At 69.0% G+C, this 24802-nt stretch carries 25 protein-coding genes and 3 pseudogenes; 14 read left to right on the top strand and 14 right to left on the bottom strand.

Annotation, left to right across the window (positions count from 1 at the left end; all coding sequences use genetic code 11):
- Positions 1–183 precede the first annotated feature (183 nt).
- The 3 genes from RWE79_RS02310 to RWE79_RS02300 all read right to left on the bottom strand — a co-directional run bounded on the left by RWE79_RS02310 (position 184) and on the right by RWE79_RS02300 (position 2612).
- The gene (locus tag RWE79_RS02310) at positions 184–627 is read right to left on the bottom strand and encodes a hypothetical protein (RefSeq protein WP_475938300.1); all 444 of its coding nucleotides are present in this window, start codon (positions 625–627) and stop codon (positions 184–186) included.
- A 766-nt stretch (positions 628–1393) separates the two neighbouring features.
- Positions 1394–1879, bottom strand: a complete 486-nt coding sequence (locus RWE79_RS02305; RefSeq protein WP_475938299.1) for a DUF6114 domain-containing protein — start codon at positions 1877–1879, stop codon at positions 1394–1396.
- Between the two features lie 118 nt (positions 1880–1997).
- Entirely contained in the window at positions 1998–2612 is a 615-nt protein-coding gene (locus RWE79_RS02300) for a DUF6230 family protein (protein WP_266393698.1), read from the bottom strand.
- Between the two features lie 272 nt (positions 2613–2884).
- Between RWE79_RS02300 and RWE79_RS02295 the strand changes: the two genes are divergently transcribed.
- Entirely contained in the window at positions 2885–3595 is a 711-nt protein-coding gene (locus tag RWE79_RS02295) for a MerR family transcriptional regulator (RefSeq protein WP_475938298.1), read from the top strand.
- A 94-nt stretch (positions 3596–3689) separates the two neighbouring features.
- Here RWE79_RS02295 and RWE79_RS02290 read toward each other — a convergent pair whose 3' ends face one another.
- Positions 3690–5873, bottom strand: coding sequence for an MMPL family transporter (locus RWE79_RS02290; RefSeq protein WP_475938297.1), 2184 nt, complete (start codon positions 5871–5873; stop codon positions 3690–3692).
- A 265-nt stretch (positions 5874–6138) separates the two neighbouring features.
- On the opposite strand from RWE79_RS02290, the gene RWE79_RS02285 reads away from it, so the two are divergent.
- Positions 6139–6774 (top strand): TetR/AcrR family transcriptional regulator, encoded by a 636-nt coding sequence (locus tag RWE79_RS02285; protein ID WP_475938296.1) that lies wholly within the window; start codon positions 6139–6141, stop codon positions 6772–6774.
- A gap of 279 nt (positions 6775–7053) precedes the next feature.
- Positions 7054–7887, top strand: coding sequence for a PIG-L family deacetylase (locus RWE79_RS02280; protein WP_475938295.1), 834 nt, complete (start codon positions 7054–7056; stop codon positions 7885–7887).
- A 401-nt stretch (positions 7888–8288) separates the two neighbouring features.
- Here RWE79_RS02280 and RWE79_RS02275 read toward each other — a convergent pair whose 3' ends face one another.
- The 4 genes from RWE79_RS02275 to RWE79_RS02260 form a co-directional block, all read right to left on the bottom strand.
- The gene (locus RWE79_RS02275; RefSeq protein WP_475938294.1) at positions 8289–9167 is read right to left on the bottom strand and encodes an L-dopachrome tautomerase-related protein; all 879 of its coding nucleotides are present in this window, start codon (positions 9165–9167) and stop codon (positions 8289–8291) included.
- Positions 9168–9173: 6 nt separating this feature from the next.
- Positions 9174–9305: a hypothetical protein gene (locus tag RWE79_RS02270; protein ID WP_475938293.1), complete on the bottom strand. Its 132-nt coding sequence runs from the start codon at positions 9303–9305 to the stop codon at positions 9174–9176.
- Positions 9306–9601: 296 nt separating this feature from the next.
- On the bottom strand, positions 9602–10114 hold the full coding sequence (locus RWE79_RS02265; RefSeq protein ID WP_475938292.1) for a nuclear transport factor 2 family protein: 513 nt from the start codon (positions 10112–10114) through the stop codon (positions 9602–9604).
- Positions 10115–10187: 73 nt separating this feature from the next.
- Positions 10188–11000, bottom strand: a complete 813-nt coding sequence (locus RWE79_RS02260) for an oxidoreductase (protein ID WP_475938291.1) — start codon at positions 10998–11000, stop codon at positions 10188–10190.
- On the opposite strand from RWE79_RS02260, the gene RWE79_RS02255 reads away from it, so the two are divergent.
- Positions 10951–11391, top strand: coding sequence for a helix-turn-helix domain-containing protein (locus RWE79_RS02255; RefSeq protein WP_475938290.1), 441 nt, complete (start codon positions 10951–10953; stop codon positions 11389–11391). The two genes, RWE79_RS02260 and RWE79_RS02255, sit on opposite strands and share 50 nt — an antisense overlap.
- A gap of 110 nt (positions 11392–11501) precedes the next feature.
- Here the strand turns inward: RWE79_RS02255 and RWE79_RS02250 are convergent.
- A pseudogene (locus RWE79_RS02250) lies at positions 11502–11588 on the bottom strand (ATP-binding protein); the annotation flags it as partial.
- A gap of 320 nt (positions 11589–11908) precedes the next feature.
- The gene (locus RWE79_RS02245) at positions 11909–12550 is read right to left on the bottom strand and encodes a TetR/AcrR family transcriptional regulator (RefSeq protein WP_475938289.1); all 642 of its coding nucleotides are present in this window, start codon (positions 12548–12550) and stop codon (positions 11909–11911) included.
- Between the two features lie 154 nt (positions 12551–12704).
- Here RWE79_RS02245 and RWE79_RS02240 point away from each other — a divergent pair, with 154 nt between their 5' ends.
- From RWE79_RS02240 to RWE79_RS02220, 5 genes are all read left to right on the top strand, one after another.
- Complete coding sequence (locus RWE79_RS02240) at positions 12705–13616, top strand: SDR family oxidoreductase (protein ID WP_475938288.1); 912 nt, start codon at positions 12705–12707, stop codon at positions 13614–13616.
- Positions 13617–13620: 4 nt separating this feature from the next.
- Positions 13621–14757 carry an MBL fold metallo-hydrolase gene (locus RWE79_RS02235; RefSeq protein WP_475938287.1) on the top strand — a complete coding sequence of 379 codons (1137 nt, stop codon included), beginning with the start codon at positions 13621–13623 and terminating at the stop codon, positions 14755–14757.
- Positions 14754–15677 (top strand): alpha/beta fold hydrolase, encoded by a 924-nt coding sequence (locus RWE79_RS02230; protein ID WP_475938286.1) that lies wholly within the window; start codon positions 14754–14756, stop codon positions 15675–15677. The genes RWE79_RS02235 and RWE79_RS02230 overlap by 4 nt, the downstream gene beginning before the upstream one ends.
- Before the next feature lie 98 nt (positions 15678–15775).
- The gene (locus tag RWE79_RS02225; RefSeq protein ID WP_475938285.1) at positions 15776–16687 is read left to right on the top strand and encodes a metal-dependent hydrolase; all 912 of its coding nucleotides are present in this window, start codon (positions 15776–15778) and stop codon (positions 16685–16687) included.
- Between the two features lie 23 nt (positions 16688–16710).
- The gene (locus RWE79_RS02220; protein WP_475938284.1) at positions 16711–17811 is read left to right on the top strand and encodes a PDR/VanB family oxidoreductase; all 1101 of its coding nucleotides are present in this window, start codon (positions 16711–16713) and stop codon (positions 17809–17811) included.
- A gap of 252 nt (positions 17812–18063) precedes the next feature.
- Here RWE79_RS02220 and RWE79_RS02215 read toward each other — a convergent pair whose 3' ends face one another.
- Positions 18064–18300 carry a hypothetical protein gene (locus tag RWE79_RS02215; RefSeq protein WP_475938283.1) on the bottom strand — a complete coding sequence of 79 codons (237 nt, stop codon included), beginning with the start codon at positions 18298–18300 and terminating at the stop codon, positions 18064–18066.
- 471 nt (positions 18301–18771) lie between these two features.
- On the opposite strand from RWE79_RS02215, the gene RWE79_RS02210 reads away from it, so the two are divergent.
- Entirely contained in the window at positions 18772–19206 is a 435-nt protein-coding gene (locus tag RWE79_RS02210; protein WP_475938282.1) for a VOC family protein, read from the top strand.
- Between the two features lie 72 nt (positions 19207–19278).
- Here the strand turns inward: RWE79_RS02210 and RWE79_RS02205 are convergent, their stop codons facing one another.
- Entirely contained in the window at positions 19279–20241 is a 963-nt protein-coding gene (locus tag RWE79_RS02205; RefSeq protein ID WP_475945554.1) for a recombinase family protein, read from the bottom strand.
- 147 nt (positions 20242–20388) lie between these two features.
- On the opposite strand from RWE79_RS02205, the gene RWE79_RS02200 reads away from it, so the two are divergent.
- A complete protein-coding gene (locus RWE79_RS02200; protein WP_214933824.1) occupies positions 20389–20928 on the top strand; it encodes an ArsR/SmtB family transcription factor in 540 nt (179 codons plus the stop codon).
- A gap of 17 nt (positions 20929–20945) precedes the next feature.
- Entirely contained in the window at positions 20946–22211 is a 1266-nt protein-coding gene (locus RWE79_RS02195) for an MFS transporter (RefSeq protein ID WP_475945552.1), read from the top strand.
- A 108-nt stretch (positions 22212–22319) separates the two neighbouring features.
- On the opposite strand, the pseudogene RWE79_RS02190 reads toward RWE79_RS02195, so the two are convergent.
- Together RWE79_RS02190 and RWE79_RS02185 are read right to left on the bottom strand one after the other, a co-directional pair.
- A pseudogene (locus RWE79_RS02190) lies at positions 22320–22680 on the bottom strand (Tn3 family transposase); the annotation flags it as partial.
- 329 nt (positions 22681–23009) lie between these two features.
- Positions 23010–23348: a cupin domain-containing protein gene (locus RWE79_RS02185; protein ID WP_475938281.1), complete on the bottom strand. Its 339-nt coding sequence runs from the start codon at positions 23346–23348 to the stop codon at positions 23010–23012.
- A 324-nt stretch (positions 23349–23672) separates the two neighbouring features.
- On the opposite strand from RWE79_RS02185, the pseudogene RWE79_RS02180 reads away from it, so the two are divergent.
- Both RWE79_RS02180 and RWE79_RS02175 read left to right on the top strand, forming a co-directional pair.
- Positions 23673–23916, top strand: a pseudogene (locus tag RWE79_RS02180) (hypothetical protein); the annotation flags it as partial.
- 36 nt (positions 23917–23952) lie between these two features.
- Complete coding sequence (locus tag RWE79_RS02175; protein WP_475938280.1) at positions 23953–24744, top strand: aminoglycoside adenylyltransferase family protein; 792 nt, start codon at positions 23953–23955, stop codon at positions 24742–24744.
- The last annotated feature ends 58 nt before the right edge of the window (positions 24745–24802 follow it).

Here is a 24802-nt window from a genome sequence, read left to right as displayed (position 1 = left end):
CTCTCCTGTGCTCATTGAGGCGACGTCGCTTCGCGCCGCGCCTGCGAAAACCCGCCCCCGACGAACAGACCACGGCCGCGGCTCTCGCCGCTTCACCAGCAGATCACCGTGCGTGCGACACAGTCCCGCGGTCAGGTGTCGTCACCCATGACCACGACCAGCCACAGCCGCTTGAGCCTTGCTTCAGCGTGGCGTTCCGTAGCCGTGGATCCCCGGGATGGCGAGTTTTCCGCCTGTCTGTCCGGCCTGGTCGATGTCGGCGTCGTCCAGGCCGAGTTGGAGCTTGAGATCGAGCTTCCCGACCGTGTCGTAGAGCCACTCCGGAATGGTGTCCGGGGTGAGGCGCAGGCGGAGGACGGGTGGTGCGGGAAGGGTTTCGATGCTGGAGAGGGTGCCTGTCAGGCTTTCGACGTACATGGTGATGTCGTCGCCCCGGAGCGTGGAGGTGGAACCGGGCGCTCCGTCGATGTGCTGGATCTGTGGGCCGACGGGCACCGTCATCTTCAAATCGCGGATCGTGACCGCCGCCGCGGTGAACTTGAGCACCCGCTTGGGCCCGGCGGCTGTCTCCACGGTCACCACGCCACCGAAGACGAGGTCGTGCAGTTCGAGGCGGCTCCCCTTCATGTTCCATGCCTCGGCGGAGAATCGGCCGGCCTCATGTTCCTCGGGGGCCTTGAGGTCGCTGATGTCGCAGGTGCGGGCAGTTCCTTGGGACGACTCGGGTCGGGGCGGCGGCTCGACGGCCCGGTGGCTGGGAGCAGGTGATACAGGCGTGGTGGACAGCCGGGGCTCGGGCGGTGCTCCGGACTCTGGCTTCGAAGAGGCCGAGCTTGGTGAAGGGCTCGCGTGGAGTGAGGGGCTCACGTCGGGTGACGGGCTTTGCTGCTCGGCGTCGTCGCGGAAGAGGGGACCGAGGATGTCCGCAAGGCTCGTTGTCGCGGAGGTTGCGCTGGGCGAGAGGGTGGGAGTGGCGGTCGGTGGTGGTGGCGGGCCCGCTCCGCCGCCGTCCGCGTCCGACAGCGGCTTGACGGGCTCCCCGCTCGGGTGAGCGCCGGCCGGGCGGGGATCAGCGGACGGGGTGGGGTCTGCGGGAGCGTTCGTCGCAGAGGTTGAGGTGTCGTCGGGACGGGCGCAGTCGACACCGCTGGTTCCAGGCGCGCCTGACCCCTCGTCGGCAACGGAGAGCGCCGCGGTGGCGCTCGCGTCCGCGGACTCGGGCAGGCGTTGACTTCCCAGGATGAGGGCGGTCGGCAGTGCGGTCAGCGCGAGAGCCCTCCCGACCGGCAGACGCAGACGTGTCAACACGGACGTACGGGGGATGGCGTGCCGGCCCCTCGGTGGTCGAGCGAATCGGGGGGCTGCGGCCTCATTGCGGGTGTCGGGCGACTGGTCACTCACTCCCTTCTCCTCCCGCCCGGCTGACGGCGGCTGACGGCCCCTCGGCGCCGTCGGCTATGTCCTCCGGGGGCCCGTCCACCGGGCCCCACGCCAGAGCCAGGAGTCCGCCCGACGCCGCGAGCAGTGTGCCGACGAAGAATCCGCCGAAGTTGGAGATGGGAAGCGACAGCACGCCGAGGAACACCGCGACGCAGCCGGCGAAGAACCTGATGATCGGCTGGAACCAGAGGAGTCCGCCAAGGACGATCAGAGTCAGGCCGATGACCAGGGACCCGGCCCCCGCGGTGGTGGACATCGCCACGGACAGGGCGCCCAGGGAAAGGTTGAAATACGGGAAGTAGATGATGGGCGCAGCGGCAAGGAGCACCAGCAGACCCGCCCAGAAGGGGCGGGTGCGCCGCCAGGCCCGGAAGTCCCGGCGAGCGCGGATGAAGCCGCTGTCACTGTGGGGGTGCGCGGGTGCACCGGCACTCGTCATGTGGCAGTTCCCAAGTCGTGAGTGGGTGAGGGTGTCCGCGAGGACGGTGGGGCGCTGCCGCCCCCTGGGCAGTCGCCGGCCGCTTGCGCGCAGGGGAGACCAGAGGGCGGGAGCGAGGTCAGAAGCAGTCGTGCCGGCCGGCCGCGATGTTCATGTGCAGGCCCGCCAGTTCGAACGTTCCCGCAGTGGTGGCCCAGACCTTCTGGTGGGCATCAATGATCTCGACCGCGTCCGCCTGCTGGGCGTAGCCGTTGGGATCGACGTGGTCCTTCGGGTTGACCTGACCCTTGGTCATGGAACCGGTGGCGACGCCGATGTCGACGTTGGTGAAGGTGCCCTTCTTCGCCTGGAGATCGGTCATGTCGATGTACAGGTCCTTGGCCTTGGCCGGCGTACCATCCCCGCCGGCCTTGAGCGTCATGGTGTAGGTCCCGAGGACGGGTATGTCCACCGGGACGGACTGGCACATGTCGGTGATCGTCGCATTCTTGATGGACGAGACGGAGACGGGCACGTGCTTGCCGTTCTTGGCGACGTCGACCGTGGCGTAGTTGCCGAATCCGGTGCCGCTCAACTTGCCGGCCGAGACCTGGAAGTCGGAACCGGAGATGCTGAACGAAGCGGCCAGTGCGCCCTGGGCCATGGAGACGGCGACCGCCGCGGTGGCGGCCACTGTCGGGACCGCACCGATGGCGAAGCGCTTCCAGTGGGTCTTGCCGATTCGCTGGGACATTGTGTGGTTCTCCGTTGTCTAGGCGTACGAGACGACCGGACCCAGAACCGACTGGCCGGGGCCCGGAGCGGGGGAAGAACTACGGCTGGGTGTGGCCGTGGCGGTGCAGGCGGCTTCCGCGAGCGCATGTCGTCCACACGCACGGAGGAAGTGGCACACCGAAGAAGCACTCGATAGCGTTACTACCGAGTACCCGATAGTGGCACTATCGACCCCGTCGGGCAACCCCCGGTAACGCGATACTGGTGGGACAGTTGAGCGTGAGGGAGCGCATGAGGATTTCAGAGCTCAGTCGCCGGTCCGGGGTACCGATGGCGACCATCAAGTACTACCGACGGGAAGGGCTGCTGCCCGAGGGCCGCGCGCTGAACCCGACCACGGTCGAGTACGGCGAGGAGCACATCCAGCGGCTCCGTCTGATCCGTTCCCTCATCCAGCTCGGTGGGCTCTCCGTCGCCCGCACCCGGGAAGTACTCGAAGCCGTCGACCGTCCACTGGATGCGTTCGAGACGCTGGGCGTCGTCCACCACGCACTGCCCGTGCCCTCCGCGGAGACGAACGGGAAGAGCGGCGCGGACAACGAGGACGGTCCCGGAGCGGAGAGCGCCGCCGACGAGGTGGTACCGGGCGGAACCGCCGCGAGGGTCGACGCTCTCATCGAGAACATGGGTTGGCGGATCTCCGACGCGTCACCCCACCGCCCGGCACTCGCCGAGAGTCTCGCCGCGCTGAGCCGCCTCGGCACCGACTACACGGCCGACGACCTCATCCCCTATGCCCAGCTCGCCACCTCCGCCGCCGATTTGGACTTCGCGCAATTCGAGGGGATCGAGGACCGCATCGCCCTTGCCGAGCGGGCGGTGGTCCTCACCGTGCTGTTCGAGCCGGTCGTCCGGCTGCTACGGCGCCTGGCCCAGGAGGACGCGAACCATCGTCGCCATGATCGCCGTGCGTGCGGGCGGGGCGAGCATCCGGAGGAGTGAGCCCCCAGCAGTGCACCGCCGACACCCCCCCGCTCGCGACGACAGCGAGGGCCGAAGTGCCCCAGTTGAAGGCGCTTCGGCCTCTCGGGAGGGTTCAGCCCGTGGCGACGGGGACCCGCTCGTCGGCGGTGTCGTCGGCCGGTACGTCGGTTTCCTTGATGCCGAACCGGTCGTAGAAGCGGGCGAGTGGGCCCGGAGCCCACCAGGCCGCCCTGCCCAGCAGCCTCATGACGGCCGTTCCCAGCAGGATGCGCACCACCAGCACGTCCACCAGGACCGCGAACACCATGCCGACGCCGAAGAGCTTGATGGTCAGCACATCGCTCATCCCGATCGCGGCGAGCGGCACGCACATCAGCAGCGCCGCGCTCACGACCAGGCGGCCGATGGACTGCAGCCCGGTCGCCACGGCTTGCGTGCTGTCGCCTGACTTGTCGTACTGCTCCCGCATCCGGGACACCAGGAACACCTCGTAGTCCATGGAGAGCCCGAAGATCAGCGCGAACAGCATGATCGGCATGTTGGGCTCGATGTTGCCCGTCGGATCGAAGCCGAGCAGGTTGTGCAGATGGCCGTCCTGGAAGATCCAGACCAGGACGCCGAAGGTCGCGGTCAGCGACAGCATGTTCATCGCGATGGCCTTCAGCGGCAGCAGCACCGAGCCGAACGCGAGGAACAGCAGGAGGTACGTCATCACCGCGATGTAGAGCAGCATCCACGGCAGGGTCTCGCCCAGTGCGTCCAGGGTGTCGTCGTAGACCGCCGACTCGCCGCCGAAGTAGGCCCGGGCGCCCGGCGGTTCGGGGACGTCCTTGAGCCGGTTCACCAGGTCGCGCGCGTGGGTCGAGATGGGATTACCGTCGTAGGTGACCGACACGCGGGCCGTGGTGCCCTTCACTCCGGTGATCCTGGCGCTCGTGGCGCCGTCGGTGGCGCCGAGCCGCTCGGCGTACGCCTTCAGCGCCGCGCCCTGCTCCTTCGAGGTCCCGTCGGACTTCAGCACGAGCAGCGAGTCGATGGACTTCACCGCGTCACCGTCGAAGTCGTGCTCCATGGCGTTGAAGACCTGGCGGCCCTCGGAACTGCTCCGCAGCTGCTGCGCGTTGATGGAGCCGAACTCGATCTTCGAGAAGGGCAGCGCGAGCGTCAGTAGCAGGCCCACCGCGCCCACCACCACGACCCACCGCCGCCGCATCAGGCCGTGCCCGAACCGGTACCAGGCACCCCTGCCCGCCGCAGTCGGCCGCCCTGCCCTCTTGCGGCGCAGCGGGAAGGCGTTGACCTTCGGTCCCATGACGGCGAGCAGCGCGGGCAGCGCGACCAGTGAGAAGAGCACCGCCAGCACGACCGCGGCCACACCGCCGTACGACATCGATTTCAGGAACGTCGACGGGAAGAGGGTCAGGCCGGCCAGCGCCGCCGCGACCGTGGTGCCGGAGACCATCACGGTGCGCCCGGCCGTGGCGAGGGTGCGCCCGATCGCTTCTTCGCCGGTGTAGCCGGCCGCCAGTTCCTCGCGGTAGCGGCTGACGATCAGCAGGCCGTAGTCGATGGCGACCGCAAGACCCAGGATGGTGACCAGGCTCATGGAGAACACGGACACGTCGGTGATGTTGGCGATGGTCCGCAGGACGGCCATCGAACCGAGGATGGAGAGCACGCCGACGAGCAGCGGGAGGAAGGCGGCGGTCAGACCGCCGAACACGACCAGCAGGAGCAGGAAGAGCACGGGGGCCGAGATGATTTCCGCGGTTCTCAGGTCGTGTTCGATCTTCTCACTGGCCTGGTGGCCGGTGGGCACCGTTCCGCCTTGCAGGGTCTCAAGGCCGGGTGCCGGGATCTTGTCCTTGACCGCCTTGTACGCGTCCTCCTTGGCCTTCTCGCTGCTGCCGTGGAGGTTCAGGGCGACATACGTGGCGTGCCGGTCGTGACTGACCTGCGCCGGCATCCTGGTCGTCCAGAAGTCCAGGTAGCCGGTCACCTCCGACTTCGGCAGGGACTCCAGCTGCTTGACGACCGCCTGCTGGAAGGACGGGTCGTCGACGGTGCGGTCCTTGTCGCGGTAGACGATCACCGCGTCGGGTGTCCGCTGCGGGAACGCCTTCTCGGCGATGTGGGCCGCGCGCACGCTGTCCGAGCCGGGGTCCTGGAAGCCCAGCGGCGTCAGGGAGCCGAAGACTCCGGCACCGTAGGCCCCGGACAGGACGGCGAACAGCATGGTCAGTATCAGCACCGGCTTTCGCCTGCGGTACAGCAGACGCCCAAACCCCTCAAACATGACTTCTCCTAGATCGTTAGCCGGCGCCGGGCAGGACCGTCTGAAGGTCGGCGCCGAACGAACCGTAACAGCGTTTTCATTGCTCGATGCAACGCTGTTGCACACCTCTCATCCGGAGAGGGGTCGAGCTCTTCTGCCCTGACCTGCTGGTATGCAAGAGGAGCTCGTTCGGAAGCGGCGGGTCCTGACGCGGCGCGGAGCGGACGACGACAAGCCAAAGCGATACCGGGAAGCATTCGTAACGGTGTTGTAATACGATGGCGCCATGGCCAGGCTCAAGACACATGACGGAGCGCTCCGGCTCCGGCTCCTGCACCGCGCTGCCGCCACGGTCTTCGACCGCGGCACGGCCGCGCTGAGCCTGCGACAGCTCGCGACGGACGCGAAGACCTCGACCACTGCGGTCTACTCGCTGTTCGGCAACAAGGCGGGTCTGCTCAGCAGCCTGCACGAGGAGGCCGCGCGGCTCTTCGTCGCACGCCTGGCAGCCATCCGTCCGACGGACGACCCGGCCGGCGACGTGATCCGACTCGGACTCGTCTATCGCGAATACGCCATCGCCAACCCGCATCTCTACGCGATCCTCTTCTCCGACCGCAGCGTCCAGTGCCCGTCCGAGTCGGAGTCGGAGAGACCGCGTGAGGCCATCGAGACCTACCGGCCTCTCGTCGACGCCGTGCGGCGCGGACAGCAGGCAGGGCAGTTCAGTCCGGAGTCCGACCCGGAGGTGATCGCGCTGTCGGTCTGGGGAACGGCCCATGGCCTGGTGTCCCTGGTGCTGTCGGGGAACGAGCCGCCCGGGCTCGCGGTCGCCGACTGCTATGAGCGGGCCCTGGGGGTATTGGTAGCGGGGTGGCGAGAGAGCGAGGGGAAGGTTCAGGGGTTCGCGGACGTGCCGTGAGTCCGGAGCCGGGACCGCTCCGGGCCTGAACGCACGGTTCAGTGGGACTCTTTCGGGTCGCGTCCCGCGCGGTGGTACGTGAGTCCCCGCTGCCGTGGCCGTCTATCCGGTTGGGGCCCGTTCTGAGATGATCAGTTCTGAAATGATCAGTTGAAGAACGGCAGCGGGTGAACCCAAGCCAGTCGGATCTTGCGGGACACCGGACGGACTCGGCGGGCTGTCACGTACTCCTGTGCCGCAGACTGGCTTCGATCGCTTGACCGACCAGGGGTGAATTTCATGGCTGACCGGGCTTTGACTCTGATGGCAGTGCACGCCCACCCGGACGACGAAGCTACCGGAACAGGGGGTGTCCTGGCGCGTTATGCGGCGGAGGGCATCCGCACGGTGCTCGTCACGTGCACCGACGGTAGCTGCGGTGACGGTCCGGGGGGCACCAAGCCGGGCGACCCCGGGCATGATCCAGCTGCCGTTGCCGTGATGCGTCGAGGCGAGCTCGAAGCGAGCTGTGACGTCCTGGGGGTCGGTCATCTCGAGCTGCTCGGATACGCCGACTCCGGGATGATGGGCTGGCCGGCCAACACCGCGTCCGGATCGTTCTGGAGTACGCCCGTGGATGAGGCAGCCGCTCAGCTGGCGGAACTGATGCTGCGTTATGAGCCTGATGTCGTCGTGACCTACGACGAGAACGGGTTCTACGGCCACCCCGATCACATCCAGGCGAACCGGATCACGATGGCAGCGCTGTCGCTGACCGGGATGGCGTCGAAGGTGTACTGGACGACGGCGCCGCGCTCGATGATGGAGAAGTTCGGGCAGATCATGCGCGAGTTCGGCGCGGACTGGGAGGAACCGGGTCCGTCCGAGGCCGGAGCGGGGCCCGACATCGGCCTGCCCGACGAGGAGATCACCACGTGGGTGGACACCACCGACTTCGGCGGCCAGAAGTTCGACGCGCTGGCCGCGCATGCCAGCCAGGGTGAGAACATCTTCTTCCTGCGGATGGGCAAGGAGAGGTTCACGCAGCTCATGGGCGTGGAGACGTTCGTCCGGGTCCACGACACCACCGGCGCGCCCCTGCCCGAGAACGACCTCTTCTCCGGCCTGCGCTGAGCTCCAGTCGGCGGCCGTCCTTCGGACACGCGGAGAACCGCAGCCTGCACACGCCGCACCCCGAGCGACGTTGTCGGAGTCTTCTTCAAGGCGGACGACGCGCGTGCTGTCCTCGTTGAAGGCCAGGCCCCTCGGCGCCAGCCACCACCGCGAGCTGCTGCTTGACCTGTCGGGCCTGTTCCTCGCTGACGCGCAAAGCCACCAGATCGTCGGCCTAACGGATCACCACGGGGGTGCCCGGCTCCAACCTACCGGCGTGCCTCATCCCATCAGGGAGGTACCGGCCCCCGGCGGCTTCGTCCAGCCCATGCGGGGCGACGTTCAACAGCGTCGGGCTGATAACCCCGCCTTGTGGAGCCCTCTCCTCCGAGCAGGCGGCCGCCTGACGCGGGCCGGAGAGGTCACACGAGCCTGACCGGCCCGGCGTCGATCGGCAGGCGGACCAGGAGACAGGGCTTGCGGCGCAGGTCCTTGCCCTCATGGAAGGGCGACAGCCGACCGCCGTAGAGCCGCCCCTTGTCGTCGCTCTCCAGGCCGTCGGCCATCGGCTTGAACCCGAGGTCCTCGACCGTCGCCGCCACCTCGGCGTCCGTGGCGTCCGGATCGGCGAGGGCGTCGGTGGACACGCTGTGCAGTCGGCGGCTGGACAGCGGGCAGTAGTAGAGGCGCGTGCCGTCGGCGCTGAGAGCGATGCCGTCGGAGCCGGTCTCGTAGTACGTGGGCTCGCCGCCCGCGGGACGGACCATGAAGGGCTCGCCCTCGATGACCGGAAGGAACTGCGCGTCCGGGAGCGCCGAGGGATGCCCGGCCAGTCGCCGCCATGAGCGGCCCGTGGCGAGGTCGACCACGATCACCCCGTTGGAGCCGCCCGAGTCGGTGATGAAGGCCATGCCTCCGGCGCCGCGCCGCAGGTCGAAGCGCACGTCGTTGGGGTAGCTGTTCGGCGGCACCACCTCGGGCGGGAAGAGGATCTTCCGTACGATCCGGTCGGTGCGCAGGTCGACCGCCACGAGCTTGGGACCGCCGTAGGAGGGCCCGGCGAACCCCGGGCTTCCGGTGTCGAGGATCCACAGCCGGTCGGCCGGGTCGACGACGACGCTCTGCACCGACTGGAAGTGCCCGGCCAGGTCGGAGGCATCCTGACGGTTCACCTCGGCGTCGGGGTAGGCCACCGGCTTCCCGCCGCGCAGTTCGGCGACGGTGAACGGGACGTCGTCGCCCCAGCGGGGAAAGTTGACGAAGACCCGGCCTCGGCGCGAGACGGTGACACCCGTCGGCATCGCGCCTCAGAAGCGGGCAACAACCTCGTGGTGACCGGCTGTTGAAGCGGAGGGGGAGGGGGAGGCGTAGGCGGGGCCGGCGAGTTGGGTGGCGGCCAGCGACGCGGTGGTCGGCGTAAGGAACGTACGTCGGTTCATGGGAGCGTCTCCTGGGTCAAGTTGCTGGAAGGCGGGGCGAGTTGCCGTATCACCTCGGCGCGTGGGGGATTGGCCTGACGTTGCCGTGGCCGGTGGAGAACGGTGCCTCCAGCAATCGCTCTCGGGGAGTCGGCTTCCGCCCGTGCGGTCAGGGCGAGCCGGAGCCCACCTGGACGGCAGGTACCTCGTGCGTTCCTGCGACCTGAAGCTGTCCGCCAGGGACATCGCCTGCGGCTGCCGCCAACTCCTGGAAGGGGAACGGGGCCAAACGGCCAGTGGACCTGGTGCTCTCAGGTCTACCGGGCTGCCGGCCGGGTCTTCGCCACCATGCTGCGGTCCCCGAAGGTGACCATCGCGTGCACGGGCATGGTGCTGGCTCGCATGAGCGCCGCGAGGCCCCGGCGGCCCTGCTGGCGGGCGAGCTCCGGCCCCAGGGTCGTCATCAGGGCGGTGAGGGCCGGCATCGGACGCCCGAAGAGCGTGACCTCCTTGATCTTTGCCTCGTCGTCGAGCCGCAGCAACTGCACCTCCTCGAACGACTGGGACCCCACCCGCGCCCGGTAGACCAGCGCGTACGCGTCGCCCTCGCCGGTCTGGGTGTGGTAGCGGACGTCCTTGACCGCCGTGAACGCCGAGGTCAGGAAGTCACGCAGCTGGTCAGATCCCTCGAAGCGGAACTGCTCGGTGAGCGGCGAGCTGAGCACGACGTCCCGGCTCAGGCACGCGACCGCGGCGTCGACGTCCCCGCGTTCCTCGGCGGAGCGCCAGCTCGCGACGGTAGCGGCGGCGGAGTGCAGGGTCTCGGACATGGGTCTCTCCCGGTATCAGCGGCGCGGTGGGATGTGCGGGTGCCGACGTGCTTGGTGGACGGGGTGGCGGGTGTCAGCCGGTGAGCTTGTTCATCGTGCGGATCTGCTTGTCCAGGACCCAGGCGGGAACGAAGCGGAGCATGCGTGCGCGTCCGGCCATGGGGCCGGCGGCGTAGCGCAGTTTCGGCTTGGTGTCGGTGGCAGCTGTGACGATCGCCTTGGCGACGACGGCGGGGTCGTCACCGCTCTTGATCGCCTCCGTCATCAGGCGGTCGAAGACGTGCCGCTGGTCGGCGTAGGTCTGCAGGGGGGTGTCGGGCTTGGCGCTGTTGGCCTCGAATCCGGTGTTGGTGTAGGCGGGTTCGACGAGGAGCGAGCGGACGCCGTACTGGCGGACCTCGTGATCCAGGGACTGGGAGTAGCCCTCGATCGCGTGCTTGGACGCGCCGTAGACGGCCATGTAGGGAGCGGGGATGAAGCCCTGTACGGACGAGAGGTTGATGATGCGGCCGCGTCCCTGGGCGCGCATGTGCGGCAGGACCTCCTTCACCATGCGCATGACCCCGAAGACGTTGATGTCGAAGACGCTCTGGGCCTGCGCGAGTGACGTTTCCTCGGCCGCGCCGATCGAGCCGATGCCGGCGTTGTTGACCAGGACGTCGATCCGCCCGAACCGGTCGATCACCTGCTGGACCACGGCGGTGACCGACTTGTCACTGACCACGTCGAGATCGAAGAACGTCACACCCTGGAGCGGGGTGACGCGTGAGGTGTCGCGGCCCGTGCCGGCCACCTCGAAACCCGCCGCGACCAGCGCGAGCGCGGTCTGCTTGCCGATGCCGGAGGACGCACCCGTCACGAGGGCCACCGGCCGATTTGTCGTCATCATGCACTCCCGAAATCACCTGGGAAACCGATCGGTTTCCCCTTGCCTTCACTGTAAACCGGTCGGTTTCCAATGTGCAAGCTCAAGCACGGAACTGATCCCGGGCCGCGTCACCGGCCGGCTTCAGGTTGAGCTGACCGGCGCCCGCCGGCATGGCGGCACGCGCCGGATGAGCAGGCAGAGAGACGCGACAGCGCCATCCGCGCGCCGCGATCGCGAGTTCGCGCTCAAGGGCTACTACGGCACCTCTGCCGAGGCGATTGCCAAGCGTGTCGGTGTCACGCAGCCGTACCTCTTCCGACTCTTCCCGGGTGAGAAGGCGATCGCCGCCGCCTGGACGCGGAGCACGGAAGAACGCCCGCCTGGCATTCGAGAGCGTGGCCAGGGATGAGGGGCACGAGCGGGCCTCCCGCGCCATGAGCAGCTCAATGGCTGTCGGTTACACGCGGCCGATCTCGCACACCCCGAAACGCTCCAGATGCAGATGCGGGGATACGCCGTCGCGGCAGCCACCAGGCGGTAGAAGCCCTCGGCGGCGTCCGGCGGGACGGGCACGAGCCCGATGTCGCCGACGATGATCACTGGCGAGGGGCCCCCGGGCGCGGGACAGCGCGGGGCGCAGGCGGTGGGTGATCCCTCATCGTTCAGCAGCTCCCGCGACGCAACGGGCCGTCATGGTTCGCGGCCCCTCAGCCCGATCGCCCTGCGTCGCTTCCGGATGGATGATGGGTATGGAACCTGTCCGACAGTCGACAGCCGGCAGGTGAGCCGCACCTGCGTTCATTGCGCAGTGTTTCTCGTCGGCCTGCCTGATCGAACCAGGGCCGCCGAGTGCGCCGGGCCGGTGAGCAGGGGGCGTGGGCTGCCGTCCGGCGCAGAAGCTCCTGAAGGAATGCGGGCCTGTGCGATCAGGGCTGATCGCTGATGGCTCGGTAGGCCGCGATGAACAGGGTGTAGCACAGGTCGATCAGTTCTTCGACGGTGGCGTTCTGGTGGCCGAGCGTCCAGTCCACGAGGAGTTCGTTGACTCCGCCGACCAGACTCATCGCGGTCATGGTGAGCCGGTTGGAGGAGGCTTCCGGGCCAGGGGGCGGTGCGACGACGGCGGCGATCAGTGCGGCGAATTCGTGCAGGACCTCGCGGCGCCGTACTTCGAGGCGGGGGCTGGCGCCCACGACCTCGATGAGCACCAGGCGGGCCATGCGGGCATCGTCGGCCAGTGTGCGGATGAACACCTCGAGGCCGGCGCGCAGCTGGGCATCGACATCGGGTGCGACAGCGGCTGCGGCCTGTGCGGTTTCGGCTTGGATCGTAGTGATCAGCTCGTTGTAGACCCCGGCGAGAAGGTCTTCGCGGTCGCGGAATGACTCGTAGAAGTAGCGCTCGGTCAGTCCGGCATGGGAGCACACCTGCTTGACGGAGGCTGAGGCATATCCGACCGTGCCGAACATGTCGAGGCCCGCCTGGATGAGGCGGGTGCGGCGCTCCTGCTGTCGTTGCGCCGCATCGCGTCCGCCGTAGCGCCGCCCGGCGGTCTGTGTGCCGGTCATTTTTTTCCCCTTCGCAGAGGTGTTGACACCGGTGTGCTCCGAACTGACACTCTAGCTTGTCAGATCATCTGACATGGCATCGTGTCAGACACGCGTGAGGGCCGCTTGCCGCTCGGCGTTCCGCTCATGCTCAGGGCAGGAAAGGGGCTCGACCGTGGCAGCACCGCCCAAATACCCGTACACGTCCAGCCGAAGAGACCGCGACAGGCTCCCCCGCACACAACCGCTGACCGGCCGAGTGATCGCGGTCACCGGGGCGGGCCGCGGAATCGGGCGTGCCGTCGCGGCCCGGCTCGCCGCGGCCGGAGCGGCCGTGGCGATCGGCGATCTCGACGCGGAGCTCGCCACGGAGGCGGCCGGTGCCATTGGTGCGCGTCCCGGTGGCCGACTGCTCGGGCTGTCTCTCGACGTCACCGACACACCTTCCTTCGAAGACTTCCTGCGCACCGTCGAGACCCAGCTGGGGCCGATCGACGTACTGATCAACAACGCCGGGATCATGTGGGTGGGCCCCTTCGCGGAGGAACCGGAGGAAGCCGCCCTGCGCCAGTTCGACGTCAACGTCCACGGCGTACTACGGGGGATGAAACTCGTGATCCCGGGGATGCGGAAACGCGGTCGCGGCCACGTGGTGAACATCGCCTCCGCCGCCAGCAAGGTCGCCCCGGCCGGCGAGGCGACCTACGCGGCGACGAAGCACGCCATCCACGGCTACAGCACAGCCGTCCGCGCCGAACTGCGCGGCACCGGCGTGCACATGTCCCTGGTGATGCCCGGCGTCGTGGACACCGAGCTGGCCGTGGGCACCGCGACCGGCCCCACCCGACGCCTGACGACAGATCAGGTGGCCGACGCGGTGCTCGACGTCGTGCTGCGCCCCCGGTTCGAGGTCTTCGTTCCCCGCCAGGTGGCCGCCCTGACCCGGTTGGCCGCGGTGCTGCCGGGCCGTGCCCGCGACGCCCTGCATCACCTCCTCGTCCCCGACCAGCTCGCCGCCCTGTCCGACCGGTCGGTCCGCGCGGCCTACGAGCAGCGCACCCGGACCGCCCGCCATCCCGAAAGTTGAGCCCGTGACCACCACGCCCAAGCCGGCGCCCAGCGCGAAGAAGGCCCAGGACGCCGCCGCTCCGCGCCCCATCCCCGAATTCGAAGGTGTCCACGACGTATGGCCCCGCGGTGACCGGCTGAGCGCCGTGCGCGGCGCCGCGGCCACCTACCGTGAGCGGTTCGTCCAGCAGGGCCGCATCCACGCCGTCCGCAGTTTCGACATCGCCGCCGCCCCGTACCCGACCCGGTTCGGCTTCCACGGCGCCGCGCTCGCCGTCAACCCGTTCGTGAGCATCGTCAACCGGATGCTCGTCGTGCAGTTCGACGGCTTCGACGGTGAGCCGAAAACACTGGTGTGGGAGCCGACCGTCGCCGCCGGAACGGCTCAAGCGCCGTTCTACGCCCAGCTCAAGCGTCTGGCGGGGGACTTTCTCACCGAGCACGTCTTCGCCCGCTTCTACCAGGACCCGAACACCGTCCTGCCCTCCTGCGGTCTGCGACCCGAGGACGTGGACTTCGTCAGCTTCGACCACCTGCACGTCCAGGACGTGCGCATGATCATGGGAAGTACCAGCACCATTCCCGGCGAACGGGCGCCCCGCGAAGCGCTGTTCCCACGCGCCCGGTTGTTGGTGCACCGCAGGGAGCTGGGCACCTTCGAATCGGTGCATCCGATGCAGTGGGCGTGGTATGTCGACGGAGGCATGGACGGGGTACCGCCCGAGCGCGTCACCGCCTTCGACGGCGATGTCGAACTCGGCGTCGGCGTCAGCCTGCTGTGGACCCCCGGCCATACGGACGGCAACCACTCCCTGGTGCTGAACACCCCCGACGGCGTGTGGGTCTCCTCCGAGAACGGCATCTCAGCCGACAACTGGCAGCCCGAGCTCTCCCGCATCCCCGGGGTGCGCCGCCACGCCGCGTTCTACGGCCATGAGGTGGTGCCCAACGCCAACACCCTGGAGGACTCTCTCGACCAGTACGACTCCATGGTCAAGGAGAAGACCCTCGCCAGCCCCAGCCGGCGCGATCCGCGCTGGCTGCAGATCCTGCCCTCCTCGGAGCTGGCCACCTTCAAGCGGCAGTGGCCGGTGCTGCCCAGCTTCTTCCACGGCGGTCTGAACTACGGCGAGTTGGCCCCTGCCAGCGGTGGCCGGTGACCGGCCCGGCCGCCCGCCGGATCGCCGCGGACGGCGTGGAGCTGGCCGCCTACCAGTGGGGAGCGTCCACGGCTCCTCCGGTGGTGCTGGTCCACGGCTATCCGGACACCAGCGCCGTGTGGCGCCCCGTCGCCGAGCGCCTGGCCGACCGCTTCCACGTCACCGCCTTCGACGTGCGGGGAGCCGGTGCCTCCCACCGGCCCAGGGGTCTGCGCGCCTACCGGATGTCCCGACTGGAGGCCGACCTGGAGGCGGTTCTCGACGCCGTGAGCCCCGACCGCCCGGTGCACCTGGTCGGACACGACTGGGGATCGATCCACTCCTGGGAGTCGGTCACCGGCACCCGCCTGGCCGGGCGGATCGCCTCGTTCACCTCCATCTCCGGCCCGTGCCTGGACCACGTCGGCCACCTGATCCGGGCCCGCCTTCGGCCGCGGCATCCTGATCTGCCGAAGATGCTGAGGCAGGCCGCACGGTCCTGGTACGTCGCCTACTTCCATCTTCCACTCCTGCCCGCCCTGTCCTGGAGAGCACTGGGACACCGCTGGCGCGCCTTCCTCACCGGCTCCCAAGGTGTACCCGGGCACACCCCCTACCCCGCGCCGACGCTGGCCCGCGACGCCGTGGTCGGCACCGCGCTGTACCGCGCCAACATGCTGCCCCGCCTGTTGCATCCCCGGGACCGGCCGACCACCGTCCCGATTCAGCTCATCATCCCCACCCGCGACTTCTGCGTCACCCCGGTGCTGTCGTACGGAGTGGAGCACTGGACGCGCCAGATACAACGGCGCCCGATCGACGCCGGGCACTGGGTACAGCTCAGCCACCCCGAGGAGGTCGCGTCCCGGATCGCGGAATTCGCCCACCGCGTCGAAGACGGCTCCCGCCGCACTCCGGACCACACCGCGCACCCGATCTGACAGCCCAACAGGCCAGCAGCCCAACAGGCCAGGAGTACTGGACGACTGCCTGACCGCCCTTCCGCACACACCGATCGCCGACGGAGGAGGAACCTGTCATGTTCCGAGCCGCACATGCCCACCCGGAGCGTCCGTCCGAGCCCATCGACCACCACGACCTGGTGCTGCAACCCCGGGAAGTCACCTTCGACTGGGGCGCCACCCCGCTGCACTGGCTGCCGGGTGAGCCCTTCGCGACCCACACCTTCGATGTGCTCCACCTCATGCTCCCCGAGCTCGAACGCTGGTTCGTGCGCACCTTCGAGCAGGCACTGCCACTGATCACCGACGACCGACTCCGCGAGGACGTACGCGGCTTCATCGGCCAGGAAGCGATGCACGCCGAGGCGCACCAGGGGGTCCTGGAGCACCTGCTCGCCAAGGGGCTGGACCCGGGTCCGTACACCCTGCAGTCCGAATGGATCTTCCGAAGGGTGCTCGGAGACCGGCCGGAGCTGACGCCGGCCGCCACACACGCACACCTCCTCCAACGGCTCGCCCTCATAGCGGCCTTCGAGCACTTCACCGCGTACATGGGTCACTGGATTCTCAGCAACGGGCACCTGGACCAGGCCGGCGCGGACCCCGCGATGCTGGATCTGTTCCGCTGGCACGGCGCGGAGGAGGTCGAACACCGTTCGGTGGCGTTCGACCTGCTGGTGCACCTCGATCCCCGGTACCGGCGCCGAGTGGCCGGCATGCTCGTCACCGCTCCGGTGCTGACCCGGCTGTGGATCCGCGGAGTCCGCTTCCTGATGAGCGCCGACCCCGAACTCGACGACCGGGTCAAGGTCCGCTTCCGCGACTACCTGGCCGCCGCCCGCAAGGACCTGTTGCCGCCACCGGGCGCGTTCACTCGCTCGGTACTGCGCTACTTCCGCCCCGGCTACCACCCGGCCCAGGAGGGCTCGACCCAGCAGGCGGTCGCCTACCTGGCGGCGTCCCCCGCTGCCCGAGCGGCTGCCCGATGACCCGGCAACCAGTGAGGCCTCCCATGGACATCAGCGCAGCCCTCACTCGGCCGCCGGACCTGTACGGCCGACCGCGCAGCGACTCCTTCATGCAGAAGCTGGCGGCTTTCAGCGACAACGCGGTCACGCGCCTCGCGCGGCGCGGCACTCCTCCCAGGCGCCAGCCGACCACAGAGATGCCCGCGATCCGGGAACTGGTGGTCGCCGCCATGCACCAGGAGGCCGAGGATGTCGTCTCCCTGCGGCTGGCAGCACCCGACGGGGGAACGCTGCCGCCCTGGCAGCCCGGCGCCCACATCGAACTGCACCTGCCCTCCGGCCGCAAGCGGCAGTACTCCCTGTGCGGCGACCCCGCCGACCGGCACCAGTACCGCATCGCGGTGCGCCGCATCGCCAACGGCGGAGGCGGTTCGGCCGAGGTGCACGACACCCTCGGAGACGGTGTGCGGGTCGCCGTCACCGGGCCCCGGAACGCCTTCCCCTTCGCCGCCGAAGCATCCATCCTGCTCATCGCGGGCGGCATCGGAATCACCCCGATCCTGCCGATGGCCCGGGAAGCCGCCCGACGCGGACTGGACTGGAGGCTCGTACACGCCGGCCGCAGCCGCGGTTCGATGCCCTTCGCGGCAGAGCTGGCCGAACTCGCGGCCGCAGCCCCTGGCCGGGTCTCCATCCGTCCTGGCGACGAGTCCGGCGTGCCCGAAGCAGCCGATCTGTTGAGCTCGATCCCGGCGACGGGTGCGGTGTACTGCTGCGGGCCCGCGCCCATGATCGACGGCGTTCGGCGCGCGTTCGGTGGCAGCCGCGCCTCAGCCCTGCACTTCGAGCGTTTCGCCCCGCCCCCGATTACGGACGGCCGTCCCTTCGAACTTCAACTGGGCGACACCGGACGGGTTCTGCCAGTGCCGTACGACCGCTCCGCCCTGGATGTTCTCCACGAGGCCCTGCCGGACATGCCGTTCTCCTGCCGCCAGGGGTTCTGTGGCACCTGCCGGATACGGGTGGCACATGGCCACGTCGATCATCGCGACCGTCGGCTCACGGCCACCGAACGTGCGGAGGGCGCCATGCTGCCCTGCGTCTCGCGTGCACCGGAAGGAGAGCGGTTGGTGTTGGAGGTGTGAGCGATGGCCGAGCGCCCGTAGAGCGCGGCCGTCACCGCGAGGAACCTCAGCGGCAGCGTTGATACCCGGCCCTTGGCGCGACCCACCGCCTGGACTACCGTCCACGACCGCCCGCACACCGGGCACTCCGCATGCTCTCCCCGCTGCACCGCAGCCACCCGCTGCCGGGTCCGCTCAAGCCTCCGCCACCGCCGTGACCTGCGCCGACCCGAACAGAACACCGCCTCCGCCGCCATCGTCTGCGGCAGCGGATCACCACATTCCCGCGCGGTGTCCTCCCACCATGCCAGTCGTCAAAGGAGCGTCGATCTGCCCGATCTGGCCGTCACGGCGGCGATCAGCCGCGATCTGCTGAATAAGGTTGCCCAGTTCGGGAGATAGCTCAAGGGGCTCCTTGCCGAGGCGCAAGAGGACGCCCTTCTCGCGGACGACGACGTGATCGGCAGTGAGACGGATGATGTAATCCCGACAGGGATGAGAGTTGCGCACTACGGACGAGGTTGGGTCAGAACGGCTGGCAATCACCCGAACGAGGTAACGGGCCCAGGTCCAGGCGCTCTCAGTCGCGCCAGGGAGCTACGGACGAACACGGAACTCGGGGACTATTGCTCACCCTGGTTGGGCGGTACCGGGTGTGTGGCGTCGTCGATCCCCGGCCGTGGCAGGGCCCGGACCACGCCAGCGGCTACGGACAGCTGCTGGCACAGCAGAAAGTTATCCATCGTCAACTGGGTCAGGGCACCGACCAGCGCCTCGACGTCAGCCTTGAGCTGGGCGGTCCTTGTCCGGCGCGCCGATCGAGCAAGCGGACTCCCGAACGGAGTCGGCATCGACACTGTCAGGACCGTCATTCCACGGCTCAAGATCCCACTCATCGCCCGGAGTCGGCCGCATGCGCCACAACCCAGCCAGGGGCGGGCCCGTGGAGATGACGGAAGCGCCCGCCTCTACGATGGGCCGATGGCGTCGATCAAGCAGGTCCAAATCACCTTCGACTGCGCGGAACCTGAGCGCGTCGCTCGTTTCTGGTGCGAGGTGTTGGGGTACGTCGTACCGCCGCCACCGGAGGGCTTTGCTACTTGGGACGATTTCGATCGCGCGCTGCCGCCTGAGCGTCAGGGTTCAGCGTTCGCGTGCATTGATCCGTCAAGTGTGGGCCCGCGACTGTTCTTCCAGCGCGTTCCCGAAGGCAAGGTCGTCAAGAATCGGCTGCATCTTGACGTGCGGGTCGGCCTCGGGCTCGTGGGTGAAGAGCGCGTGGCCGCACTTGAGGCCGAATGCGCACGACTTGTCGCGCTCGGCGCGGTACGCGGGCGACTGCTGCTCGCCGACGGCGTAAACGAGTCGTGCCTCTTGATGCAGGACATCGAGGGCAACGAGTTCTGTCTCGGCTGAGTGGCAGCGAAGGTGGCACCTTCGCGAGTCGACTGGTGCGGTTCGCCATCACGAGGGTCGGCGTCCCGTCGATCAGTTCGCGCCTGAGGTCGGCCGTGATCTGGTGCGGGCCGACGATCTGGTGGAAGGCAGGAGCAGCGTTGGGGGCTGACCATTGCGGCGAGCGTCACGGTCGGGTCGATCAGGGTTGGGCTTTCGAGTTGTGATTGTCGGAGTTTCGCTGGGTGACGGCTGCCGCGTAGGCGGCCCAGTCCCCGCCTGATGCCTGCTGCCACTGGACGCCGACTTTGATGTGGGCCCCGAGTATCCGGCGAGGATCCGGCGAGGATCGCGGCGGGGACTTCGGTGGGGACTTCGGCGGCGAGGGTGAACGGGTGTGAGTAGTTGAGGTACGGAAAGTGCCGCTGAGACTGATCTTGGTCGGGTTGGTCTACTTCGCGGGCACGTTGAGCCGGCGGGGTACAGCGCCGGCGCGCAGTTCGCGCAGGTCCGGGATGTGGTTGTAGAGGGTGCCCGGGGAGACGCCGAGCAGCTTGGCGATCGAGGTGACTGAGCGGCGCCCGGGTCGGGCAGCAGGTCGCGGGCGGCGCGGATGTTCTCCTCGGTGGCGACGGTGGGGCGTCCACCGACCCGGCCGCGGGCGCGTGCCGCGGCGAGGCCCTCCTTGGTGCCGATGACGATGAGTTCGCGGACGAATTCGGCGAGCGCGGCGAAGACGTGGAAGACGAGCCGACCGCCGGGGGTCGTCGTGTCCAGGTTCTCGTGCAGCGAGGGGAAACCGGTGCCGCGCTCGCGCGGCTCGGCGACCATGTTGACGAGGTCTTGGAGGCTGCGGCCACAGCGGTCGAGAGAGGGGACCACGAGCGTGTCGCCCGCGTCGAGGAAGGCGTGGCACGCCTTCAGCTCGGGGCGGAGCGCGTCCTTACCGGACTTCTTGTCCGCGAAGATCTTCCGGCACCCGGCACCCGGCACCCGGCACCCGGCGGCGCTGAGCGCGTCGAGCTGCCGCTCCGGCTTCTGCCCGCCCGTCGACACCCGGGCGTAGCCGAGTGCGCCCGGGTGCTGGTTGAGCAGGTCGAGAAACGGGGCGCGGGAGCGAAGGCCCCACGCGCTGGACAGCCGATTCCAGAAGCCGGAAGAAAACCCCTTGCCCAATGGTCAAAAAGTGTTGACCATTGGAGCATGCCTACCGATGATCTTCCCGAGACGTTCCACGTCACCACTGACGAGCAGCTACGCGCCGTTTCCAATCTCACGCGCCACCGGATCATGGCCGTGCTCCGCTTCGAGCCCGCGACGATTACGCAGATCGCCGAGCGAGTGGGCCTTGCGAAGGGAAGTTCCAGCTACCACGTACGGCTGCTCGAACGGGCCGGCCTGGTGAAGGTGGTACGAACGCGCAAGGTCCGGGGGGTCACTGAGCGGTACTACGCAATGGCCGCGCGGGCGATCGTGCTGCCGGATCCGGGCGAGGGAGGGCCGGACGTGCTGATGCGGCATGCGGTGGCGGATCTGGAGGCAGCGCCGGTGGATGGCGAGCGGCACGTACGGATGGCGCATCTGCGGCTCACCGAGGAGCAGTTCGCGGAGCTGGGGGCGCGGCTGCAGGCACTGGCGGACGAGTACCGGGAGCTGTCCGATCCGTCGCTGCCGGACGCGTCACTCGTCTTCGCACTGTTCCACCCGGCACCGCGCGAGCAGGCCGAAGGGGACGCCAAGTGACTTCAGGCGTGCGGAAGTTGCCGACCGGGTTCGGGCGGCTGTGGACTGCGCAGACGGTGTCCTCGCTCGGTGACGGGGTGTCACATGCCGCGCTACCGCTGCTCGCGTTGACGTTGACGCGGGATCCGATGGCGCTCGCCGTCGTCACAGCCGCCGGAACGCTTCCGTGGCTGCTCTTCGGGGTGCTCGGCGGTGCGCTGGTGGACCGCTGGGACCGTCGGCGCACGATGTGGGTCACGGACGCGGCACGTGCGGTGCTGCTCGCGATACCGGCGGCAGCGGCCGCGCTCGACGTGCTGAGCATTCCGCTGCTCGCGGCCGTCGCCTTCCTCCTCGGCCTCGGCGGACTCTTCTTCGACACGGCCGCCACGGCCTATCTGCCGGATCTGCTCGGCCGCGACCCCGCGCTCCTGGAGCGCGCCAACTCCCGCCTGCGCGGGACCCAGACCGCCGGGTCCGGCTTCGCGGGGCCGCCCGCGGGCAGTGCCCTGCTCGCGCTCGGGCGGGCGGTTCCGCTGCTCGCCGACGCGGTCTCATTCGCGCTCTCCGCACTGCTCGTACGGTCGCTGCCTGCCGCACCCCGGCCCGTACCGCAGGCCCGTGAGTCGCTGCTGCGGCAGGCGCGGGCCGGCGCCTCGTACGTATTCCGGGATCAGTTGCTGCTCGGGCTCGCGCTGCGTCCGGCGGTCGGAAACATCGCCTTCCTCGCCGTGGAGACCGTACTCGCCCTCTTCGCGCACGATCGTCTCGGCATCGACACCTTCGGCTTCGGCCTGCTCCTCACGGCGGAGGCCACCGGCGGTCTGCTCGGCGCGGGCATCGCCTCCTTCCTCGGCCGACGACTCGGCACCGGCGCCGCGCTTACCTGCACGGCCGCAGTCGAGGGACTCGCCATCCTGGGCCTTGCCGTCGCCCCGAACCCGTACGTCGCCGGCCTCGCGCTCGCTGTCTGCGGAGCGGGCATGGGCGCCACGATGGTGCTCGGCCCCTCCCTCCGACAGGCGATCGTCCCCACCCACCTGATGGGCCGGGTCACCTCCACCTCCCGCATGCTCGCCATGTGCGCCGCCCCGTTCGGCGCCTTCCTCGGCGGCTGGCTGGCCACCACCTACGACGTACGCACCCCGCTCTACACCGCCGCCGGCCTCCTCCTCACCATGACCGCCGTCACGTCGACCATGACCAGCAACCGCCAGGTTGAGGCGGCGCTGCGTGCCGCCGCCCCGGCCGATGATCCAGATCACCCGGAATCCTGGGATCCCGTTCAGGAGGGTGCCATTTAGGGCTCCGCGAGGTCGTTGAGCCAGTGCTGAGCCCAGCTCGGCGTTCCTCGCCTCGGCCCGGAGCGTCGGGCGCCCGGCCTCCACAGGATGCAACGAGTGGCCCAGCGGGCGGCGGGGTAGCCAGGTCAGCGACTCCGGCTCACCCACCGCGCCGAGTTTGTCCCCCCGACAGCTTGGCGCGTCCGCCGCCCTCGGGGACGACGATCTCCACCTTCGCGTCGTCGCCGGCCTCCTCCAGCCGGTCGGCCATCTGCCGCCATGCCGCGTCCAGGCCCCGGCCGGCGTCTTCGGTCAGGGACAGGCCCGCCAGGACGTCCGCGCGCAGCGCCTCCCACCGCGCCCCGTCCAGCAGCCGGGCGCGCGGGGCGACCCACCGGTTCAGCGCGTGGTGCAGCTGCTCCAGCACGCACACCACGTACGCGTCCCGGTCGACCGCGCCCTGCGGCAGCTTGGTGTTGTAGCGCAGGGCAAGCTTCTCGCGCATCGCCGTCTCGGCCCGCCAGTACGTCTGCCCGCCTCGTCCGGTCCGCTGCGACGCGATCGCGGTCGGGTCCGTGCAGCCACAGGTGCTGGGCGGCCTCACGCATGAGCGCCGGCTCATCAGGTCGCTGCAGGAGCACCAACCGATAGGGCAGGTTGCGAACCCGGGCCGGCAGACGACCACCGAAAGATCAATGAGTGTCGCGGACGCCACCCGCTACGACAAGCCCCCGACCAGCAACCTCGCCGGACTCCACCTACGCGGCGCGATCATCTGGCTCCATAGCCTCCACTGAAGAGCTGAACTCGGCACACGCTCTACGGCCGGTAGCGGATCTCCAACATCACGCAGCCTCCGGTTGTCCGGTACGGGCCGTGTTCCATGCCCGGGGGCCGGGCGGCAAAGTCTCCGGCGCAGAAGGTCTGATCCAGGGTCAGGTCGTGCAGTTCGCCTTCGAGCAGATAGACCTCCTCGACCCACTCGTGCCGGATCACGCCGGAGAGCGAGGTGTCGAGGCCGGGCTCCCAGCGCACCAGCCGGGTCAGCACCTCCGGATCAGCCTCGTCCCTGCTCAGAATCCTCTCGGCGGTCCCGGGCTGCGGCCCGGTGCGCCACTGCATGGAGTCCGGTGAAAAGAATTCCCGCTCGTTCTTCATGAAAGTGACTTTCTGCAAGCAATGCGGAGTTAAGGAGCCGGGGTTGGCCGGAGCCCGCCGGAAACGTGACGTACGGGGTCGGAGGCTGCAACATTGGCGTCTGCGACGGTCCCACCTATGTGCCCCGGGCCATTCCGCTGTACGCCGGGAGGCCGACCTTGTTCAACACAGGCTAAAGGATGTCCCGCAATCCCTACGCCAGAAGTCGATCATGACGCTCGCCAGCTCTGCGTCGCGGGGTCCAGGGAAGCGCATGGCCTTCCCGGCGGCGGCGGTATCGCCCCGGTAGCCTTCACGAGTCTTGGGATCGGGCGGGGGAAGTGTCTGACAGTGTTCCTGCTACCCGCCTACCCGCCTACCCGCCTACTCGCCTACTCGCCCGATCTCAACCCCGTCGAGGGGGTCTGGGCGCACGTCAAACGCAACCTGGCCCAATCTCGCCGTCGCCTTCGGCCGCCTGGAAACGCTTGTCCGTAATCGGCTCGAACGGCTCCAGTGCCGGCCAGACATCGTCAATGGCCTCATCACCGGACCCGGCCTCGCCCTCGACATCCTTGCAACTCCCTGACCAGCCGAAGTTGCATAATGCTGTGCGGTCGGCCGGATGACAGGAGACGCTGATGCGGTGAATCAGGTTCAGGAGATCGTGGGGCTGGTCGGCGGTGTGCTGGGCCAAGATGTCATCGGCACCTACCTCCACGGCTCCTCCGTGCTCGGCGGACTCAGGCCGGCCAGCGACGTGGACGTGCTGGTCGTCTCCCGGCGGCGAATGGACGAGCAGGATCGACGGACACTCCTCGGTGGACTGCTCCGGATCTCCGGCTCCCGAAACAAGGTCCGCCCGGTCGAGCTCACCGTGGTCGTCCAGTCCGAGGTCCGGCCGTGGCGGTACCCGCCGACCGGCGACTTCCTCTACGGCGAGTGGCTGCGTGCGGAGTACGAGTCCGGGGAGGTCCCCCAGCCGGAGCCGATGCCCGATCTGGCCCTGCTGATCACCATGGCGCTGGCCGGCGACCACCCCCTCACCGGCCCGCGCCCGGCGCAGGTCCTCGACCCGGTCCCGCGGACCGACCTGGTCCGGGCGAGTGTGGCGGGTATCCCCGGCCTGCTCGACGACCTGGACGGCGACACCCGCAACGTCCTGCTGACCTTCGCCCGCATCTGGACCACGCTCGCCACTGGCCAGATCAAGTCGAAGGACGCCGCCGCCAACTGGGCCCTCGCGCAGCTCCCGCCCGAGCACCGCGCCGCTCTCGAGCACGCCAGGCAGCTCTATCTCAACTGCCGCTACGCCGAGGAGAGCTGGAGTGACGCATTGCAGGCGCAGGTGCGTCCGCATGTGGACCGCGTGCTCGCTGAGATCGACCGGCTGCGCGCCCGAACCCCGCGGGTGTGAGGGCCGCTGCCTGAAGTCCCGGGTGCCAAACCTGACGCGGTGGTCCACCTGGGTCCTG

It is taken from the genome of Streptomyces sp. RLA131, from assembly GCF_056270125.1.
This window is presented reverse-complemented; position numbering and strand designations above follow the sequence as displayed.